The organism is Streptomyces sp. SID5643 (assembly GCF_009872555.1).
GTDB classification, from domain to species: Bacteria; Actinomycetota; Actinomycetes; order Streptomycetales; family Streptomycetaceae; genus Streptomyces; species Streptomyces iakyrus.
Window position 1 is genome coordinate 26265 of record NZ_WWIC01000045.1, and the last position, 18919, is coordinate 45183.

Genomic DNA, 18919 nt, shown 5'->3' on the forward strand with positions numbered 1-18919 from the left:
CGGGTCATGATGAGTCGGAAGCAGGGGATGTCATGAGTCGTCCGGACCCGGCCCACCACCATCTGTCGCCGGCGCGTCTGCTCGACGTCGATCCGCTGCTGGAGGATCCGAGGACCAGGATCATCGTCTGCTGCGGCTCCGGCGGGGTCGGCAAGACGACGACCGCGGCGGCTCTGGGCCTGCGCGCCGCCGAGCGGGGCCGCAAGGTGGTCGTCCTGACCATCGACCCGGCTCGCCGGCTCGCCCAGTCCATGGGCATCGACTCACTGGACAACACCCCGCGCCGGGTGAAGGGCATCGACGACTCCGCGGGCGGCGAGCTGCACGCGATGATGCTCGACATGAAGCGCACCTTCGACGAGATCGTCGAGGCGCACGCGGACCGCGAGCGGGCGGCCGCCATCCTGGGCAACCCCTTCTACCAGTCGCTCTCGGCGGGCTTCGCGGGCACGCAGGAGTACATGGCGATGGAGAAGCTCGGGCAGCTGCGCGCCCGGGACGAGTGGGACCTGATCGTCGTGGACACCCCGCCGTCCCGCTCGGCGCTGGACTTCCTGGACGCGCCCAAGCGGCTGGGCTCGTTCCTGGACGGCCGGCTGATCCGGCTGCTGACGGCACCCGCGAAGCTGGGCGGCCGGGCCGGGATGAAGTTCCTGAACGTCGGGATGTCGATGATGACCGGCACCCTCGGCAAGCTGCTCGGCGGTCAGCTCCTCAAGGACGTCCAGACGTTCGTGTCCGCGATGGACACGACCTTCGGCGGCTTCCGCACCCGCGCCGACGCGACGTACAAGCTGCTCCAGGCGCCCGGTACGGCGTTCCTCGTGGTCGCGGCGCCGGAGCGGGACGCGCTGCGCGAGGCCGCGTACTTCGTGGAACGCCTGGCGGCGGAGGACATGCCGCTCGCCGGCCTGGTGCTCAACCGGGTGCACGGCAGCGGCGCCGGCCTGCTGTCGGCCGAGCGGGCGCTCGCCGCCGCGGAAAATCTTGAAGAGCCCCGCATTGTGGATCAGGAGGGCGGGAAAGCAGTACTTCGTAACTCCCCCGACGCACACGACAGTTCCGACTCTCCCACGCCCGGAACCCCAGCCGGGGCTCCGGCATCGGCTCCCGAGGGTGGCTCCCCCACCGAAGACGCCGAGAACACCGAGCACGCCGAGCACGCCGAGGACCCCGAACGGTCCGTCGACCAGCTCACGGCAGGCCTGCTGAGGTTGCACGCCGATCGCATGCAACTGCTCTCCCGTGAGCAGCGCACGCGTGACCGCTTCACCGCGCTGCACCCGGAGGTGGCCGTGACGGAAGTGGCCGCGCTGCCCGGCGACGTGCACGACCTCGCGGGACTGCGCACCATCGGCGACCGGCTCGCGGCCGACGAGCGCGAGCTGCCCGACCCCGCCGACCAGCCGGAACCGCCCGAGGCTACTGCCTGAGGCAACCCGGCGAGGGCGCAGGACGCCTGAGCCGCGGCCAAAGACCAAGCCGACCAGGCCCAAGGGCTCGCAGGTGATGGCGAAGGTGATGGCGAAGGGCCCGGTCAGGGCCCTCAGACCTGGACCTGGGAGTTCCCGAGCGGGACTCCTCAGCTCACCGCCGCGTAGTTCTCGTAGATCTCGTCGTCGTCCAGGGGCAGCACACCGCACCCCCGCTCGTACTCCGTGCGCGCCGTCTCCAGCAGCCGGCGCCAGGAGGTCACCGTGGGACGCCTGCGCAGCAGTGCGCGGCGCTCCCGCTCCGTCATGCCTCCCCACACACCGAACTCGACGCGGTTGTCGAGCGCGTCGGCCAGGCACTCCGTGCGCACCGGGCATCCGGTGCACACCGCCTTGGCCCTGTTCTGCGCTGCTCCTTGAACGAACAGTTCATCCGGATCGGTAGTGCGGCAGGCCGCCTGCGCACTCCAGTCGACTACCCAGCCCATACCGGCGCCGTCCTCTCCCGAATCGAGGCTCCCCCACGGCGGCAGCGGCATATTCACCGCCGCCAGTTGAGGACGTTACGGAAGGTGGGCACAGCGCAACACCCCCTTCGGGCCCAATCTTGAATGGCCCGAACGGACTATGGGTAAGCGGCAGATCACCCGGGGGAGTGAGCTGGCGGCATACGTAACTTTCCCGGCAAACCGGGACAGTTCAGCTGCGTCACAACGGACGCCGTATGACACACAAGGCGGATTCGGACACGGCCCCATCAAAAAAGTTGGGGAACACCCAGAACGATTCGGGGTCGTCGGACGTATTGATACGTGACCTCACTGCTGTGACAGTTGAGAGCAGCTTAGGCCAAGGCCTATACGCCTGTCCGGCGAATGAGAACGTAGGCTGCCCTCATGCCAAACAAGCGCTCGGGCGGTGGTCTGTCTCCCACGCAGCAGGCCGCCAAGTTCCTCGGTGTCAGTGTCCTCGCGGGAGCCGTCCTGGCCGGCATCGCGCTCCCGGCGGTGGGCGCGCTGGGACTTGCGGCCAAGGGGTCGGTCGAGAGCTTCGACGAGCTCCCGGCCAACATGAAGACTCCACCGCTGAGTCAGCGCACCACGATCCTCGACGCCGACGGCGGTCAGATCGCCACGGTCTACTCGCGCGACCGCACGGTGGTCCCCCTCAAGGACATCTCGCCGTACATGCAGAAGGCGATCGTCGCGATCGAGGACTCGCGCTTCTACCAGCACGGCGCGGTCGACCTGAAGGGCGTCCTGCGCGCCCTCAACAAGAACGCGCAGACCGGCGGGGTCTCCGAGGGCGCCTCCACCCTGACGCAGCAGTACGTGAAGAACGTCTTCGTCGAGGAGGCGGGCAACGACCCGACCAAGGTCGCGCAGGCCACCCAGCAGACCATCGGCCGCAAGATCCGCGAGCTCAAGTACGCGATCCAGGTCGAGGAGGAGCTGGGCAAGAAGAAGATCCTCGAGAACTACCTGAACATCACGTTCTTCGGCCAGCAGGCCTACGGCGTCGAGGCCGCGGCCCAGCGCTACTTCTCCACGTCCGCCAAGGACCTCGGCCTGGAGCAGGCGGCCCTGCTCGCCGGCATCGTCCAGTCGCCCAGCCGGTACGACCCGGTCAACGACGAAACGGAGGCCACCAAGCGCCGCAACACCGTGTTGCAGCGCATGGCGGCCGTCGGTGACATCTCCCGGGCACAGGCCGCCGACGCGATGAAGGCACCGCTCGGCCTGAAGGTCAGCAAGCCCAAGAACGGCTGCATCACGGCGGTCAAGGGCGCGGGCTTCTTCTGTGACTACGTGCGCGAGGTCTTCCTGACCGACCCGGTCTTCGGCAAGACCAAGGAGCAGCGCGCGAAGATCTGGAACCAGGGCGGTCTCACCATCCGCACGACCTTGGACCCGCAGGCCCAGAACGCGGCGCAGCGGTCCATCAAGGAGCACGTCTACAAGAGCGACGAGGTCGCCACGGCCGTCTCCCTCGTCCAGCCGGGCACCGGCAAGGTCCTCGCCATGGGCCAGTCGCGTCCGTACGGCGTCGACATCAAGGAGGGCGAGACGACCCTCAACCTGTCCGTCGACGGCGACATGGGCGGCGGCATGGGCTACCAGCCCGGTTCGACGTTCAAGCCGATCGTGGCCGCCGCTGCCCTCGAAGACGGCATGCCGGCGAACAAGGTGTACTCCTCGCCGTACCAGATGGCCTACCCGAGCCCGGTTTCGGCCTGTGGCGGCAAGCGGTGGGTGAACGACCGCAGCGATCCGGCCAAGCTGGAGAACGAGAACTCCTCCGAGGTCGGCCCGTACGACATGCGGGAGGCGACCGCCAAGTCGGTCAACACCTACTACGTGCAGATGATCAGCGACATCGGCATCTGCCCGGTGACGACGATGGCGAAGAAGATGGGCGTCGTGCGGGCCGACGGCGACAAGATGCCCCAGGTGCCCTCCATCGCCCTCGGCACCCAGGAGATGTCCCCGCTGACCATGGCGAACGCGTACGCGACCTTCGCCTCGCGCGGCATGTACTGCACGCCGGTCGCCATCGAGTCGGTCAGCCGGCGCGTCGGTGACAAGACGTCGTCGCTGGAGGTGCCGAAGTCGACCTGCTCGCGCGCGATGTCGGAGAACACCGCGGACACCATCAACACGCTGCTGAAGGGCGTGGTCGAGGACGGCACGGGCAAGAAGGCCGGCCTCGGCAGCCGCCCCAGTGCCGGTAAGACCGGTACGACCGACGAGCGCTACGCGGCCTGGTTCGTGGGCTACACGCCGAACATGGCCGGCGCGGTCTGGGTCGGCGACCCCACGCACAAGCGGAAGATGGTCGGCATCACCATCGGCGGCCGGTCGTACGGCAAGGTCTTCGGTGGCGAGGTCCCCGGCCCGATCTGGGGCGACATGATGTCCGGCGCGCTGGAGGGCAAGCCCGTCGAGGACTTCAACACCGTCCACATCCCCGACAGCAAGCCGCGGGACCGCGGTGACGGGGACGGGGACGGTGGCGGCGGCCGTGACGACGGTGGCAACGGAGACGACGGCTTCATCGGCGGCCTGGTCGGCGGCAACAACAACGGCGGAGGCGGCGGCGAGCCGTTCCCGACGCCCTCGTTCTCCATCCCGGAGGGCTTCTTCCGGGGCCAGAGCAACGGCGGCGGCAACGGCAACGGCGGCCGGTTCGGCTGATCCGGCCCGACACCGCACAGTGCGGGCGCGGGCCGGTGGGGTGAAGCCCGGCACCGGTCCGCCTCCTCGCTTGAGGGCCCTCGGACCCGGTCCGCACTTCGGCACCTTGGCCGGGCCACCAGATCGTCCCTGGCGTAATTACGACAATCCGCGTCGAGCACCCCGTTGTCTCATGTGGTGATGACGACGATGGTCGGCATGACTGGCGATCTTGCCCACCGACTGGTCACCGACGAGCTGTGGGCCCTGACGGAGCCGCTGCTGCCACCGTTCACGCCGCGTCGGCAGGGAGGGGGCACTGCGCCCGCCGACGAGCGCATGGTGTTCACCGCAGTGGTGTACGTGCTGACCAGCGGTTGTCCCTGGCGAATGCTGCCGCCCTGGCTCGAGGTCTCACCGGCGACCGCGCACCGCCGCTTCACCGCCTGGACGGAGGCCGGCGTGTGGCGACGGCTGCACCAAGTCGCGGTGTGTGACGGGCTCGCCGGCCCGGGCGAGTCCGGGTGGGCCGCCGTGATCGTGAAGGCCGCGGGGTGGCGGGCCGGGAAGGTGCCCCCCACGGCCCGCCGAAGGGCACCACGCGAGACGGCCACGAAGGCACAGAATCATTCAGCAATGACCCAATCCGGGCAAAACCGGAACCCTTGACTCCCCAATTGAACTGGTGTTCCTTTGATCATCAGGCGCATGAGGGGGGAGTGGATTCATGAGGTTCCAGAACACCTCCGAGCGGCGAGTACGCAGCTTCTTGACAGGTGCCGCAGCCGCTCTGACAGTTCTGGCCGGTATCACTGCGTGCAGCTCGGGCGCAGCCGACGAAAAACGCGGAGAGCCGGTTGCAGCACAGGGTGAAACCGCATCAACCGCCCACCCGGCCGAGGGCCCCCTCGATGTCGTCCTGAAAGAAAAAGCGGACGAGGGCAAAGGATTCTCGCTCCGTGATGCGACACGCCTGAACCGGTACGTCAGTCCGGCCCACGCGGAGAAATTCAAGGTCTGCTTCGAGAAGGAAAAACCGAACCTCAGCGCGGTGGTCCTCTTCACGGTCCGGAGTTCCGAGACATGCCCGTCGAAGGTCGGCGCCGAACGGAAGGCCGACACGACGCCGGACGTCGTGGGCATGGACCTCCGCAAGGCCACCGACCGGCTCGTGCTGACGGGATACACACCGCAGCGCATACACGTCGACGCCACCGGCGGAACCGTGACCAAGGAACGTAGCTGGTCATACAAGGTCTGCCGGCAGAGCCCCGCGGTCGGCACCCCCTTCTCGGCGGACCTTGAGCCGCGGCTCGTGATCGCGGCCTCCTGCCACAAGGACTGACGACAAACCGACGCATCCACTCGAGACAAAGAAGAGGTAATCCCATGCGCAAGCTCGCACGTGCCGCGGCCGTCCTTCCGATCTTCGCGGCGCTCACCGTCGGCATGACGGCCACCGCCCATGCCGAGACGAACTGCACCGACTACTCCGACAACGGCGGCGCCAAGGCCACGTTCAAGGCGTCCGGCGAACATCTCCTGGTCGACGACGTCTTCGCCGACGGGCACTCCGCCATCGGAGGCATCGAAATCTACGGCGACGGTCACTACTTCTACTGGAACAGGAACGGCGCGGACGGCGCTGTCCGCGACGTCAACCTCGACATCAAGGAGGGAACAAGCGTCGTCATCAACGCCTTCCTCGGGAACTGGGACGGCACCGTCACGGGCGGCATCGATTTCGGTTCCAATGTGGTGACGAATTGCCACGGTGTGGCCTGACCCACCGCGTCCGCACCTGAGGACCAGAAAGGGAGTGTGACCGACGCATGCGCAGATTCCTCGCAACCGCGGCGGCCCTCGGGCTGTCGATCACCGGCCTCAGCGTGGCCACCGCCCCCGGCGCCTTCGCCGTCGGCGAGAGTGCCGCTGAGTACGGTTGCCCCGGGAGCCTCATCGACACGTACAACACACCCGCGTCGGGCGAGGTGTGGGGGCAGTTGCGCCTGTACTACTCGTCGGCGAACGGCGGGACCAACTGTGCCGTGCTGCTGGCGAAGAAGTACTACGGGACGACCCACTACATGGAAGTGGGCATCAACATATCCGGCAGCAGCAACACCAAGCTCGACTCCGGTGCATACAGCCGTTACGCCGGACCCGTCACCGTGACGCGGACCAACGGACACTGCATCGACCTCGGTGGTGGCGAGGACATCGGGGGCCTGTGGGCCGGCAGGAGCCTCAACCGCGTCCACTGCGGGTGAACGTGCCTCGCTGAAGCCCTTCGAACCGCTTTCCTCTCGGCCCTCCCGAGGAGACTCGAGAGGAAAGCGGCATACCCCGACAGCGCTTCCCGCCCGTGCCGTCCCTTACCCCGTGCGGCCGGCCTCCCTGCGATCTTGTGCATGCAGGTCGGCAGCGCTCGTCTCGGTTCCGCCAGGTGAATTCGCTGACTGGTTGATGCCGAAGATGAGCCCGAGCTCCTGCGCCTTCGCCCCCAGGGCGAAACGGCCGCTCACTCCGAGATCCGCCATGATCCTCTGCACGCGACGCTGCACGGTCCGGTGACTGACCCCGAGCCGTCGGGCAACGGTCGCGTCGTCGAGCCCTTGGTAAAGCAGCCTCAGCACGTCGCGATACCCTCCGTCCCTCCGTTTGGCCGCTTCCATCGGCCCCCTTTCGCCCCGCCAGTCATACCGGATCGGCTCAACCCGCAGCCTTTTCCGTCGGACCGTCACTGATCAAGGCATCCGGTCAAAATGGCTTAATTCCGACTGCCGGCTTTTGAAGCCGCAAAGCCTCGCCCCGTACTGGCCTGCTCGACGGCCGGTCAGCCGGCCAGCAGCTTCTTCACCGCGGCGGCGACCCGGCCGCCCTCCGCCTGCCCCGCCACCTTCGGGTTCACGATCTTCATGACCGCGCCCATGGCCCGCGGCCCCTCGGCACCGGCCGCCTTCGCCTCCTCGACGGCCTGGGCGACGATCTCATGGAGCTGCTCGTCCGACAGCTGCTGCGGCAGATACGTGGCGAGGACCTCGCCCTCCGCCTTCTCCCGCTCGGCCTGCTCGGCACGGCCGCCCTGCGCGAAGGCGTCGGCCGCCTCACGCCGCTTCTTGGCCTCCCGGGTGATCACCTTCTGCACCTCGTCGTCGGAGAGCACGCGCTTCTCCTTGCCCGCGACCTCCTCCTTGGTGATCGCGGCGAGCGTCAGCCGGAGCGTCGAGGAGCGCAGCTCGTCGCGCTCCTTGATCGCAGCGTTGAGGTCATCCTGCAGCTTCGACTTGAGCGTGGTCATGGGGTCGATTGTCGCAGGTGCGAAAGGAGGAGCGCCCCTCCATTTCGAGGGGCACGTAGCGGGGCACGGCCGAAGGGCCGGTGCGGTCAGGGGATTTCGGGCGCCGCCCGGGCACGGGCAGTTGCCGGGGTCTGACACGATGGTCGTATGCGCGCGCGATACGGAGTCCCCCTGGGAATCGCGGCGGCTGGCGCCGCCGGTCTGTTGTACGCGGCGGGCTTCGAGGCCCGCTCGTTCCGCCTGCGCCGGGTCACCGTCCCGGTGCTGCCCCCGGGAATGCGTCCCCTGCGCGTGCTCCAGGTCTCCGACATCCACATGGTCGGCGGCCAGCGCAAGAAGCAGCGCTGGCTGCGGTCCCTGGCCGGTCTGCGCCCCGACTTCGTGATCAACACGGGCGACAACCTCTCCGACCCGGAGGGCGTGCCCGAGGTCCTGGACGCGCTCGGCCCCCTGATGGAGTTCCCGGGCGCGTACGTCTTCGGCTCCAACGACTACTACGGCCCCAAGCTGCGCAACCCCGCCCGCTACCTGCTGGAGAAGGCCCAGGGCCGCCACGGGCTGAACGGCAACGCGCCGGCCGAGGGCGTGGTGCACAACCCGTGGGAGGACCTGCGGGACGGCTTCGACGCGGCGGGCTGGCTCAACCTGACCAACTCGCGCGGCGAACTCAAGCTGGAGGGCGCCTCGGTGGAGCTCACGGGCCTGGACGACCCGCACATCAAGCGGGACCGTTACGCACAGGTGGCCGGCGGCCCGTCCGAGGCGGCGGACTTCTCCATGGGCGTCGTACACGCCCCCTACCTGCGGACCCTGGACGCCTTCACGGCCGACGCCTACCCCCTGATTCTGGCCGGCCACACCCACGGCGGCCAGCTGTGCATCCCCTTCTACGGCGCCCTGGTCACCAACTGCGACCTGGACACGGACCGGGTGAAGGGCCTGTCCCGGCACAGGGCGGAGGGCAACACGTCGTACCTGCACGTGTCGGCGGGCTGCGGCACGAACCGCTACACCCCGGTACGGTTCGCGTGCCCGCCCGAGGCCACGTTGCTGACGCTGGTCGGGCGCGACGAGGACCCGCGGAGGTAGCGCAGAGGGGCGGGCGGCACCGGCCGGAGCCGGTCGGTACTGAGGCTGGGGGCTGACTGGGGCCGGGTAACCCACACAGCCCCGCCCGCATCGCCCCCTATGTCCACTTCTGCCAGCGTGGGGGCATGACCGCCCCGATACCCCGGGACATCCCGGACCTCCCCGCGATCCCGTCCCCGCCGGCACCGAAGCCGTCCCCGGTGCCCGCCACGGCCGTCGTCACCCCGGTCCGCCGCCCCGCGGCCGCGGCCATCCGCCTGCTGATCGCCCTCGCGGCGGCCGGGGGCGTGACGCTCGAACTGCTCCTCGGCGACCCGTCCCGGGTCCTGAGCCACTTCACGATCCAGAGCAACATGCTGCTTGCCCTGGTCATGGCCTTCTCGGCCCGCCGCGCGTGGACGACCGGCCGGCCCCTGCCGGGCGCCGTCCTGGGAGCGACGCTGCTCTACGTCGTCATCGCGGCCCTGGTGCACCACCTGCTCCTGATGAGCGCGGCGAGCCCCTTCTCCCTCACGGGCGAGGCCGCCGCCCCGACGGGCGGGCAGACCCTCTCCCACGCGGTGCTGCACACCGTGACGCCGATCGCGGCGGTACTGGACTGGCTCCTGCTCACGTCCCCCGGCCGCATGCACCTCCGCCAGGCCAGCACCTGGCTCCTCTACCCCATGGCCTACCTGGCCTTCTGCCTCACCCGGGGCGAGCTGCTCCTCCCGGGCACGCCCGACCGCTACCTCTACCCCTTCCTGGACGTCGGCCAGGACGGCTTCAGGCGCGTCCTCGGCAACGCCCTCCTCCTGGGCCTGTCCTTCTACGCCCTGGCGGTGCTCCTCGTGGCCCTCGACCACGCCCGCCCGAACCCGCTCCGCCACCGCGGCAAAACCGGATTTCGTCTCTAGCCACCGGTGGGCTAAAGTAAACGTCGTCGCCGCGACAGCAGCGACATCGGGGTGTAGCGCAGCTTGGCAGCGCGCTTCGTTCGGGACGAAGAGGTCGTGGGTTCAAATCCCGCCACCCCGACAGTGAAATACGAGGTCAGGGTCACTTCCGAAATTTCGGAGGTGACCCTGACTCGTTGTGCGTGTCTATCTGCGTGACTACCGCTTTGGATCCCGCGCGAAGATGCCGTCCATGACCACCGCGCCGGTCTGGATCACGGGCCGGATCTGCTTCCGGTAGACCTCCTCGGTCACGGCCGTGCCAGAGTGCCCGACGAGACGGGAAATCTCCTCCAGCGGGACGCCTCGGTCGGACAGCAGGGACACGAAGCTGTGGCGGAGCTCCCTCGGAGTCCACTCGTCGGCGTCGATCCCCTCGGCGTCCTTGAGCGCCTGGCGGAAGGCACGCCGGACGTTGGTCGCGTCGAGCGGCTTGCCCACGGCCGAGGAGAAGACCAACCCGTGTTCCTCCCAGCTGTCGTCAGCGGCGAGCCGCTCCCATCCCTGGTCTTCGAACTGCTGCCACAGGGCCTCGACGCAACGCGCCGGCAGAGCGAGCGTGCGCCGAGACTTCCGGGTCTTCGTGTCCCCGCCGCGCCGGACCGAGCGCCACACAGCGATATGCGGAGGCTGCGGCGGATCAGCGTCCGGCCTTCCCTTCAGGAAGACGTGGTCCCAGGTCAGCGCCCGCAGCTCCTCGGTGCGGGCACCGGTCAGCAGGGCAACGACGATGTACGCGTGCATCGAGGTCCCCTCTGCCGCCTTCAGCACCGCCTCAGCCTGAGCGAAGCTGAGCGCCTTGGACGGCCGCCCGGCCTGGCCCTGGGGCACTGAGCACAGCTCGACGACGTTGCGCTTCACCTTGTCCCGGGCCATGGCCCGCTTGACCGAACGGTTCAGGCAGGAATGGACGGCCTGAAGCGTGCGGGTGCTGAGGGTCTTGGCCTTGGCAGCCAGCCAGCGGTCGACGTCTTCCGCGCTGAGGTCGCGGAGCTTTCGGGCGCCCAGAGCTGGGATCACGTGGTTCTGGCTCAGGATAGTGAGGTTCTCGACAGTGCCCGGGTCACGACCTGCCAGGCCGTAGGTAAGCCAGTCGTTCACGGCGTCGGCGACGGTGTAGCCGGTGGGCGCGATCGCAAGACCATCCTCGTGGTCCCGCAACACCTCCTTGAGCTTGGTCTTCGCCTCTGTCTTGGTCTTGCCACTCCCCCGCTTCACAATCCGCTTGCCGCTCGGATCGAAGCCGAGGTTCGCCGTGGCGATCCAACGCTGTCGCTTCTCGTCCCAGTGGAGCCCACCGTCACCGCGGCTGCGTCGCTTGGTCATCAGGCAGCCGCCTCCAGCTGGTGCTGGATGAAGTCGTGCACGGCCTCGGCAGGTATCCGACGAGCACCATCGATCTTGATGGAGGCCAGCCGGTGCGTACGGATCAGGTCGTAGACCTTGGAGCGTCCGACCTTGAGCCGCGTCATGACGTCCGACACCGTCAGCAGTTCGGGGGTGGCAGCGGTCATGCTGCGGCTCCTTCCAGAGCGAGTTGATCGCGTAGGGCTTCGCGGGCGGTTTCGCGGTTGAGTTGGAGATCCCGGGCGATGGTGGCGGCGAGGGCGGATTCGCCGGGGGTGTGGCCGTGTCCGGCGTACTGCCAGTCGGCCAGGACCAGGACGGTGTCGGGCTCGCGGTCGTCCAGGCCGAGGGCGGCGTGCTCCTGGGCGGCGCGGTAGTCGGCGCGGGTCTGTCGGAGGGCCCCGAGGGTGGTGGAGTAGCGGCGGGACTTGGAGGAGAAGTGGCCGCGGAAGCCGAGCATGTGAGCCCAGGCCCACAGGCGCCGGTCGGGGTAGAGCGGGTCGAGCTGCTTGCAGGCCTCAATGAGGCGGCGGGTGTGGTCGGGGACCTGATGGCGGTCGAGTTCGGCGAGTTCGCCGATGCGGCGGTCCAGGGTGCCGGTCGACTCGGCGGCCTTGGTGGCGTACTTGGCCACGTACGAGGCGACTGCCTGTTCGGTGATGTCGGAGCCGTCACCGAACGCCTTGACTGGCCGGACGTCGAGCTGCGTGCCCCAGCGGAAGGTACGGGCCGGTTGGTCCTCGGCGGCCGGGACGGAGACCGACGTGTAGGAGTGCACGGCAGCTGCACGGATGCCGTCGGCGAGGAGGTCGACCGTCGCCCAGGATGGCGGCGGGGTTTCCGGTCCGTCGGGGCCGTCGATGCGGATCACGGCGTGGAAGTGCAGGGCGCCGCGCTTCTGGAACTCGGCAACCTTGCCGTAGGAGAGCCGGGCACATTCCTTCAGCTCCCGCTGAGTGATGCCGGCGCGGGCGGCGATCTCGCGGCGGAGCCGGTTGGTGAAGCGCTGCCAGAGCTGTCCGGCGTGGTTGTTGAACAGTACGGCGCCTGCGTAGTCGTACGTTCGCGGGTCCAGGGCTGTGCCGAGGGCGGGGTCGTCGGCGGCGTGGTGGGTGCCGCAGCGGCAGGCGCCTCGGTCGGGCCGGTTGTGGACCGGGCCGAAGGAGGGGGCGGTGAGGGTGGCGAAGACGCGGGGGTGGTCGCGGACGGTGGCGGGAATGTCGCGTCGGTCGTCTCCGGCGAGTCCGGCGCGGATGAGGTGGTAGGTGTCGCCCGCATAGGTCCAGGCGCAGGAGGGGCAGCGGGAGGCGCGGCGGTTGCCGCAGGCGACGCGGAGGCGTCCGCCCGGCTCGTTGGCGGTGGAGTAGTGGTGCAGGGTCTCGCCGGTGGTCTTGTCCTTGGCGAGGGTCCAGCCGGTGAGGTGGATGGGGTCGGCGCAGCCGCCGGTGCGGCGGATCTGCTCGTGCCAGCGGTGGTAGTCAGAGGCCGAAGCCACCCTCAGCAGGTCGCCGAGGGTGGTCGGGTCGAGCAGCATGTCAGGCACGCGCACCCTCCCGGACGCGGCGGGCGGGAACGGTGCCCAGGCCGTCGCAGGCCCGGCAATCGACGGTGAGCGTGTGCAGGTGGCCGCAAGCGTCGCGACTGCCGGTGGTGATGGCGGCGGAGGCGAAGCCGTCGCAGTTCGGGCAGATGCGGGGCGCGGGTGTGGTGCGGTCGGTCATGCTGGGGGTTCCTTCCGGTTCGTTGGATCGGACAGGGGCGGCGCCCGGGCGGCGGATGCTTGGCGGTATCGGAGCCGCCCGGGGGCCGGTCAGCGCCGCTTTGCCTCCGAGGAGAGCAGCGAGCGCAGGACGACGGCGCAGACGGCGACGGAGGCGCCGGTGATGGCGACCGCCAGAAGCATGGAGACCAGGACGGCGCCGACGACCAGGACTACGGCGGTGCCGCCGCCGACGAGGGCGAGCGCGGTGCCGGGGGTGAGCTGCACGGTCGGCCGGGACGGCGTGGGGGCCGGGGCCGCCGGGGCGGGCGGCGGGGTCTGGGCGACCGGGACGATGGTGGTCGGCTCGATCACGACAGGCGGCACCTGACCGGTCGGGGTGGGCATGGTCGGGATCTTCGGACGGAACATCGTGAACTCCCTTCCTGGAATGGTCACTTGACGAAGGTGTCGATGGCGGGGGCCAGGACGCTGTCGGCGAGGAGGAAGCCGCCGAGCAGCAGGACGGCGATGAGCCAGGCGGGCGGGCGGATGAGCTTGACGCCGAGATAGCCGACGACGAGCAGGGCGAGCCAGAGCGGTACTTCCATGGCGGAGGCCTCCTAGCGGACGCGGCAGCGGTGGGTGCGGGCGGCGAGCTGGGCGGCGGACTGGCTGCCGTAGTCGGAGGACCAGCCGCAGCGGTCGGCGGTGCACACGGCGGCGTACTTGGTGCGGCCGTTGCGGTCGCGGTGGGTGCCGATCTGGACCGGGCCGATGCGCATCACGGAGTGGAAGTGGTCGCGGGCGGGCATGTCAGTCGGTCTCCTCTCGGGACGGGGCGGGGGCGGGGGCGGGGAAGGCGGCGCGGATACCGGCGGCGGTGGCCGGGTCGGTGGTGCGGCGGGCGGCTTCCTCGGCGAGCAGGTGAGCGAGGAACGGCCGGTTGGCGGCGGCCATTTCGCGGGCGGCGTCGAGGTGGTCGGCGGCGGTCAGGTCGGCCGGGTCACTGGTCATGGCGTGTCTTTCTTCGAGGTCAGGTGAGTTGGGCGGCGATGGCGTCGGCGAGTTGGGGCGGGACGCCGAGACGGGCGCGCAGGGTGTCGGTGTCGATCGGCGTACCGGTGCGGGCGTGGTGGTCGTCGGCGACTTTGCGGGCGTGGTCGACCAGCGCGGCCGGGACCGGCGAGGCCGGGGCGGGCTTGGGAGCCGGGAGGGCCGGAATGTCCTCGACCGCCGGGACCGGATCAGGCTGAGGCTCCGGTTCGGTCTCGGTGACCGGCTCAGGGTTCGGCTCGATGACCGGGGCTGCGGGTGCCGGCGGTTCCGGCACCTGCTCTGTGGGTGAGTGGGCAAGGAGCGTTCCGCCCATGAAGGCCAGTGCGGGCCAGGCGGCGACGAGGATGCGCAGCCAGGCCGGGACGTCGGTCAGGTCGAGGAGTCCAGCGGTGGCGACGTTGGCGCCGAGCGAGGCGACCAGGGCGATCACGAACCAGCACCAGGCCAGCCGGGACGGCCCATCCGAGCGCAGCCGCCGCCAGGCAGCGACCAGGAGCAGGTCCACGCTGATCGGGTAGGCCCAGGCCTTCCAGCCGTCCTGTCCGGCAGCGGCGGCGAGGTCGTGGAGGTGGGCGAAGGACAGCGCCCCGGCGATGACGGCCTGGACCAGGACGGCGTCGACGCGGAGAGCGGGGCGAGTCATCACGGCTCCTTCCTGTCTTGAGGCATGGCGGAGGTAGGGACCTGGCGCGAAGCGGTCACGCCGACCGGTGAAGCAGGGGAGGTCAGGCGGTGGCGGGGGCTGTCTTGGACAGCGGCACCCGGGCCGAAGACGGCGCGGCGACCGCGGGCCGGTAGGCCGCCAGGGCGGGCACGTCGGGCGTGCGGTCGGCGTACTTGTTGCAGGTGTTCACGGCCTGGCGCAGCGAGGTGTGCGGGGCGCGGATGCGGTGCCAGCCACCGGTGGAGTCACCGGCGATGGCCAGCCCGCGTGTCTCGGCGGGTATCTGGATGGCGGCCAGGACGGCGTCCGGGGAGATGTCGCCGAAGGCCATATTGGCGCTCGTTTCGTCGTTGACGCGGTGTGCGGTGCGGCCGGTGAGCTGGGCGCGGAGCATGGTGATGCCCTTGCCGAGTTCGGAGCCGAAGCGCTGTCCGCAGATCTCCAGGTAGATCCCGGCGGCGCGGCCGAGCTGGGCGAGGCGGACCAGGGCGGTGATGATCCGGTCCCGGCGCTTCTCCTCGTCCTTGCTGGCGTACAGGGCGAGTTCGGCGACCTCGTCGACCAGGATCACGACCGGGACGGGGCGGATGTCGTCGGGCAGGTCCCAGATGTCGGCGGCTATCTCCGCATCCGGCACCGCGACACTGATGCGCTGCTCGGCCCGGATGAGCTGATACACCTCCTCCATGTGGGACACCAGCGCTTCAAGCAGTTCCAGAGCGGTGTCGGGGTTGTCAGCCAGGGCGGAGAACCGGCGTGCGAGCGGAAACAGTTCGACGCCTTGCTTGCAGTCGATGCCGACCAGGGCGACGTCCATCGGGGCAAGCCCGGCGACCAGGTTGCGCTGGTAGACGGACTTGCCGGACTCCGTGGCCCCGAGGGTCAGGCCGTGGGGGACGGCGCGGTAGTCGCGGAAGTGCACCGAACCGTCCTCCCGCAGTGCGACCGGGACCCGCATCGGGCGCGTGTCGATCTTGGCGGGCATCTGGACCTGCTTGAGCACGTCATAGCCGGTCATCCGCACCTCGACGACGCCGGAGCGCACCTCGCGGGAGGTCACGCCGTACATCCCGAAGGAGTGCCGCAGCCGGTCGGTGGAGGCCGACACGTCGAAGGCGTCCTGTCCGGGCCGGAGCTTGAGCCGCAGGACGAGACCGGTCCGGGTGGGCCGAAGCCGCAGGATGCGCGGCGCGCGGGACTCCGGCACTGGCCGGTTGGCCATCCGTGCCAGCGCCAGCCGCCAGCGCGAAGGCGGGACCGTCAGGCCGCAGGCCTCCATGACCGAGGCGTACCGGACCAGGACCCGCACCGTGGCAACGAGGACCCCGAAGGTCAGCCAGTACCAGGCGGGGCGCCGCCACCGCAGGAGACCCGCAGCGGCGACGACCACAACTACAGCGATCATGAACCAGGTCATGATCAGGCCGCCTCGGATGCCGAGCCGGTGGCGGCCAGCGAGGTGACGGCGACCGCGCGGAAGGCGATGCCGTGCCGCTTCTGGCCGTTGAACTCGTTTTCCCACGGCCGGGCGATCAGACCCGTCAGGGCGACCGGGGTGCCCATGGCCAGGTCGCTGGAGATACCGGGCTCCGGGACGGCGACGGAGAGGATCTCGACTTCGTCGTTGGCGGCGAACATCACGTCGACGGTCATCAGCTTGACGCCGTCGGCGTCGGTGGCGATCTCGCCGGTACGACGGTCACGCACCTTGGGCTGCGGAGCCTTAGCGACCATCACAGTCGCGGTGGACGTGTCTACGGGAATCTGACGCATGATGGAACTCCCTTGAGAGGGGCGGGAGCGGCGTACTTGCTTGGCGGTGGGTCGCCGCTCCTGTGAACGTGGATGGAATGCCGCAGCAAAGCTGCGGAGTGCTTCGCGCCACCAACTGGTGCGCACCAGAAGGTTGCATCTGGTGCGCACCAGATGTCAAGCGCTGTCCCGAGCCCGGCGCCTCAACTCGCCTGGCTGCGACGGTTCCAGGAAAGCGCGCCAGACAACGCCCCGGTAGACAACAGGGGTTAACACCCGACCGGTTAACCCCTCCCTACCTGCGCCGATGTGAGGCATCCTGCTGTTACGGCTCAACAACCCCAGGAGGAACGGCAGTAGCGCATGAGTGGACTCAGGGCAGCACGAACGGCACGGACCTGGTCACAAGAGCATCTGGTGCGGGAGATCGAGCGCCACGCGCGTCAGCACATGCTCACCGTCGCCTCAACCGCGAGTTTGCGAGTGTACGTCTCGGAGTGGGAGAACGGCCGCCGAACGATCTCCAGCTACTACGCCAAGATCCTCCGGGCCCTCCTCGGCATCACTGACGCCGAACTCGGGGGCGGAGCACAGCCGCCGGCACCCGCAACGGCAGACGGCTACGACGAGCTGATAGACCGGATCGACGAGGCAAGGAACGTCAGCCTGACCATGGTGAAGACGTTCATGGACCAGACTGAACTGCTCCGGACCATCGACCGCCAGATGGGCGCCGCAAGCCTGGTCGACCAGATGACCGCCCACCTGACGCGGCTGGAGGACGCCCTTACCTTCGCCGTGCTCCCGGAGACCCGACGCCCGGTCGCTCTGGCCCTGACCGGTGCGGCGACCCTCGCGGCCTGGCAGGCGCTTGACGTCGGAGCCGTCGAACGAGCCTGGCGTCACTACGAGCTGGGCAAGCGAGCCGCCCAGGAGGCCGAGGAACCGATGTACCTCGCCCACGCCACCGCCGAGCAGGCCTACGTGCTCTGCGACGCCGGGCGCCCGGAAATGGCGGTGCACCTGGTTCGAGAAGCGCAGCGTCTCGGAGGACCGGGCATATCTCCGCGCCTCAAGGCGTGGCTGCACGCAGCCGAAGCGGAGATCTGCGCCCGCGCTGGACTCCAAGAGGACTGCCGACGGGCCCTCGACCTTGCGATGCGTCACCTTCCCGCCGGAGATGAAGCCCGCGATCCGGACATGCTGAGCATCTTCCTGAACGAAGGCCACCTCACCAGGTGGCGCGGGAACGCACTCGCCCTGATAGGCGATGGCGAAGCCGTGGACAACCTGTACGCCGCACTGGAGACGACCGACCCCACGTTCGTCAGAGCATCGGCCGGGCTCCACTGCGACTTGGCCCAAGCCCACCTGGCCCGCGGAGAGCACGACCAAGCCCGAAAGCACCTGCGGCAAGCCCGACTCATGGCGAGCCGGACCAAGTCAGTACGTCACAGGCGCCGGATAGAGCAGCTCACGCAGCGCTTGTAGGCGACGCGCCGGACCCTCGTGAAGCGAGCACATGGAGGAGGGCGACCAACGTGCCGGACCCCATCAGCTCACCACGAGCCATCAGGCCCGGAATGTCAGACAGCGGAACCCACGCGATATGCCCCGCCTCTTCCAGATCGGTCGGCTCCCCAACGAGCTTCGCTCCCTCACCGACGAAGATGTCGTGAGGCGAGTCGACCATGCCGACCATGGGCTGGTAAGTGACCACGTGCTCCAGGGCGTTCGGCCGCCACCCGGTCTCTTCCTCAACCTCACGCAGTGCAGTCTGAAGAGGGGCTTCCCCCTTGTCGACGATGCCGCCCGGCAGCTCCCAGCCGAAGGCATCAGGGACGAAGCGATACCGCCACATCATGAGCACGCGGTCTTGGTCGTCGATGACGGCAGCGATGGCCACATGGTGAAGCTTGACCACATGGTGCTCGAAGCGATCGACGCCGGGCGGCTCGACATCGACGAGGCTCAGCTTCACCCACCGGTTGTCATACAGCGTCCGCTCACCATGGATCTGCCACGGCTCGACATCCGCCGGCGCTTCCGTGGTCACGGATCGATCCGGCACCCGGTACGAGCTACGGCCGTGCACCTCGACGACACCCTCAGCAACCAGCTTGGCCAGCACCTGACGCAGGGCCGTACGGCCGATCTCCAGGTCCTCCGACAGAGTCCGCTCGGACGGAAGCTTGGAACCCGGCGAGTACCTGCCCTCAGCGATCCACTCACGAATCGTGCGGTAGACCCGCTCCGACTTCGGTCCCATCCGGCGAGCACGCTCCTGTCGTCCTGCTATGTCGGCCAGCACAACTGTAGCCGGGACCTACTCACGTGAGTAGGTGAGCGTCAGCGCCCATGATCAGTACTGATCGGTCCAGCGCGGTAAGAGTTTCCCTACGTTCATCAAGTGCCCGCGCACGGCGCGGGCGCGCGCCGCCTCTGCGGCGCGGCCTGCCTCCTGTCT

The 18919-nt window shown here is 69.1% G+C and carries 24 protein-coding genes and 1 tRNA gene; 10 read left to right on the top strand and 15 right to left on the bottom strand.

Translation table 11 applies throughout. From position 1 onward, the window contains the following. Nucleotides 1-32: 32 nt before the first annotated feature. Complete coding sequence (gene bagB / locus GTY56_RS05345; protein ID WP_161362988.1) at nt 33-1433, top strand: ATPase BagB; 1401 nt, start codon at nt 33-35, stop codon at nt 1431-1433. Between the two features lie 149 nt (nt 1434-1582). On the opposite strand, the gene wblA is transcribed toward bagB, so the two are convergent. Further along, on the bottom strand, nt 1583-1921 hold the full coding sequence (gene wblA / locus GTY56_RS05350; protein ID WP_030846174.1) for a transcriptional regulator WblA: 339 nt from the start codon (nt 1919-1921) through the stop codon (nt 1583-1585). Nucleotides 1922-2329: 408 nt separating this feature from the next. Here wblA and GTY56_RS05360 point away from each other — a divergent pair, with 408 nt between their 5' ends. The 5 genes from GTY56_RS05360 (at nt 2330) to GTY56_RS05380 (ending at nt 6876) form a co-directional block, all read left to right on the top strand. Continuing rightward, nucleotides 2330-4627, top strand: a complete 2298-nt coding sequence (locus tag GTY56_RS05360) for a transglycosylase domain-containing protein (protein ID WP_161362989.1) — start codon at nt 2330-2332, stop codon at nt 4625-4627. A gap of 180 nt (nt 4628-4807) precedes the next feature. Further along, nucleotides 4808-5275, top strand: a complete 468-nt coding sequence (locus GTY56_RS05365; RefSeq protein WP_161362991.1) for a transposase — start codon at nt 4808-4810, stop codon at nt 5273-5275. Between the two features lie 58 nt (nt 5276-5333). Further along, nucleotides 5334-5951, top strand: a complete 618-nt coding sequence (locus GTY56_RS05370) for a PASTA domain-containing protein (RefSeq protein ID WP_161362993.1) — start codon at nt 5334-5336, stop codon at nt 5949-5951. A 44-nt stretch (nt 5952-5995) separates the two neighbouring features. Then, nucleotides 5996-6391, top strand: a complete 396-nt coding sequence (locus GTY56_RS05375) for a hypothetical protein (protein ID WP_161362995.1) — start codon at nt 5996-5998, stop codon at nt 6389-6391. 47 nt (nt 6392-6438) lie between these two features. Continuing rightward, nucleotides 6439-6876, top strand: a complete 438-nt coding sequence (locus tag GTY56_RS05380) for a hypothetical protein (protein WP_161362997.1) — start codon at nt 6439-6441, stop codon at nt 6874-6876. Between the two features lie 105 nt (nt 6877-6981). Here GTY56_RS05380 and GTY56_RS05385 read toward each other — a convergent pair whose 3' ends face one another. Together GTY56_RS05385 and GTY56_RS05390 are read right to left on the bottom strand one after the other, a co-directional pair. Next, complete coding sequence (locus tag GTY56_RS05385) at nt 6982-7242, bottom strand: response regulator transcription factor (RefSeq protein WP_346345421.1); 261 nt, start codon at nt 7240-7242, stop codon at nt 6982-6984. A gap of 200 nt (nt 7243-7442) precedes the next feature. Beyond that, nucleotides 7443-7907: a GatB/YqeY domain-containing protein gene (locus GTY56_RS05390; protein ID WP_161363001.1), complete on the bottom strand. Its 465-nt coding sequence runs from the start codon at nt 7905-7907 to the stop codon at nt 7443-7445. 147 nt (nt 7908-8054) lie between these two features. On the opposite strand from GTY56_RS05390, the gene GTY56_RS05395 reads away from it, so the two are divergent. The 3 genes from GTY56_RS05395 to GTY56_RS05405 all read left to right on the top strand — a co-directional run bounded on the left by GTY56_RS05395 (nt 8055) and on the right by GTY56_RS05405 (nt 10013). Further along, on the top strand, nt 8055-8996 hold the full coding sequence (locus GTY56_RS05395; protein ID WP_161363003.1) for a metallophosphoesterase: 942 nt from the start codon (nt 8055-8057) through the stop codon (nt 8994-8996). Nucleotides 8997-9121: 125 nt separating this feature from the next. After that, nucleotides 9122-9892, top strand: a complete 771-nt coding sequence (locus GTY56_RS05400; protein WP_161363005.1) for a Pr6Pr family membrane protein — start codon at nt 9122-9124, stop codon at nt 9890-9892. A gap of 47 nt (nt 9893-9939) precedes the next feature. Beyond that, nucleotides 9940-10013, top strand: a tRNA-Pro gene (locus GTY56_RS05405). Between the two features lie 77 nt (nt 10014-10090). On the opposite strand, the gene GTY56_RS05410 is transcribed toward GTY56_RS05405, so the two are convergent. The 11 genes from GTY56_RS05410 to GTY56_RS05450 all read right to left on the bottom strand — a co-directional run bounded on the left by GTY56_RS05410 (nt 10091) and on the right by GTY56_RS05450 (nt 16473). Then, a complete protein-coding gene (locus GTY56_RS05410; protein WP_161363007.1) occupies nt 10091-11257 on the bottom strand; it encodes a site-specific integrase in 1167 nt (388 codons plus the stop codon). Beyond that, nucleotides 11257-11445, bottom strand: coding sequence for a helix-turn-helix domain-containing protein (locus GTY56_RS05415; RefSeq protein WP_161363009.1), 189 nt, complete (start codon nt 11443-11445; stop codon nt 11257-11259). Before GTY56_RS05415 ends, GTY56_RS05410 begins: the two co-directional genes overlap by 1 nt. After that, entirely contained in the window at nt 11442-12821 is a 1380-nt protein-coding gene (gene repSA, locus GTY56_RS05420) for a replication initiator protein RepSA (RefSeq protein ID WP_161363011.1), read from the bottom strand. The genes GTY56_RS05415 and repSA overlap by 4 nt, the downstream gene beginning before the upstream one ends. After that, complete coding sequence (locus GTY56_RS05425) at nt 12814-12999, bottom strand: hypothetical protein (RefSeq protein WP_161363013.1); 186 nt, start codon at nt 12997-12999, stop codon at nt 12814-12816. The genes repSA and GTY56_RS05425 overlap by 8 nt, the downstream gene beginning before the upstream one ends. An 89-nt stretch (nt 13000-13088) precedes the next feature. Further along, nucleotides 13089-13409: a SpdD-like protein gene (locus GTY56_RS05430; RefSeq protein ID WP_161363015.1), complete on the bottom strand. Its 321-nt coding sequence runs from the start codon at nt 13407-13409 to the stop codon at nt 13089-13091. A 23-nt stretch (nt 13410-13432) separates the two neighbouring features. Next, nucleotides 13433-13588, bottom strand: a complete 156-nt coding sequence (locus tag GTY56_RS39785; protein WP_020270385.1) for a hypothetical protein — start codon at nt 13586-13588, stop codon at nt 13433-13435. A 12-nt stretch (nt 13589-13600) separates the two neighbouring features. Beyond that, nucleotides 13601-13792 (bottom strand): mobile element transfer protein, encoded by a 192-nt coding sequence (locus GTY56_RS05435; protein WP_033314175.1) that lies wholly within the window; start codon nt 13790-13792, stop codon nt 13601-13603. Nucleotide 13793: 1 nt separating this feature from the next. Next, entirely contained in the window at nt 13794-13994 is a 201-nt protein-coding gene (locus tag GTY56_RS39790; RefSeq protein ID WP_202509760.1) for a hypothetical protein, read from the bottom strand. Between the two features lie 19 nt (nt 13995-14013). Further along, nucleotides 14014-14679: a DUF2637 domain-containing protein gene (locus GTY56_RS05440; protein WP_161363017.1), complete on the bottom strand. Its 666-nt coding sequence runs from the start codon at nt 14677-14679 to the stop codon at nt 14014-14016. Nucleotides 14680-14761: 82 nt separating this feature from the next. After that, a complete protein-coding gene (locus GTY56_RS05445; RefSeq protein WP_161363019.1) occupies nt 14762-16117 on the bottom strand; it encodes an FtsK/SpoIIIE domain-containing protein in 1356 nt (451 codons plus the stop codon). A 2-nt stretch (nt 16118-16119) separates the two neighbouring features. After that, nucleotides 16120-16473 (bottom strand): SCO3933 family regulatory protein, encoded by a 354-nt coding sequence (locus tag GTY56_RS05450; protein WP_033314179.1) that lies wholly within the window; start codon nt 16471-16473, stop codon nt 16120-16122. 429 nt (nt 16474-16902) lie between these two features. Between GTY56_RS05450 and GTY56_RS05455 the strand changes: the two genes are divergently transcribed. After that, nucleotides 16903-17943 (top strand): NsdA family TPR-like regulatory protein, encoded by a 1041-nt coding sequence (locus tag GTY56_RS05455; protein WP_202509766.1) that lies wholly within the window; start codon nt 16903-16905, stop codon nt 17941-17943. Here GTY56_RS05455 and GTY56_RS05460 read toward each other — a convergent pair. Further along, nucleotides 17927-18721 (bottom strand): GntR family transcriptional regulator, encoded by a 795-nt coding sequence (locus tag GTY56_RS05460; RefSeq protein WP_161363022.1) that lies wholly within the window; start codon nt 18719-18721, stop codon nt 17927-17929. The two genes, GTY56_RS05455 and GTY56_RS05460, sit on opposite strands and share 17 nt — an antisense overlap. Nucleotides 18722-18919 lie beyond the last annotated feature (198 nt).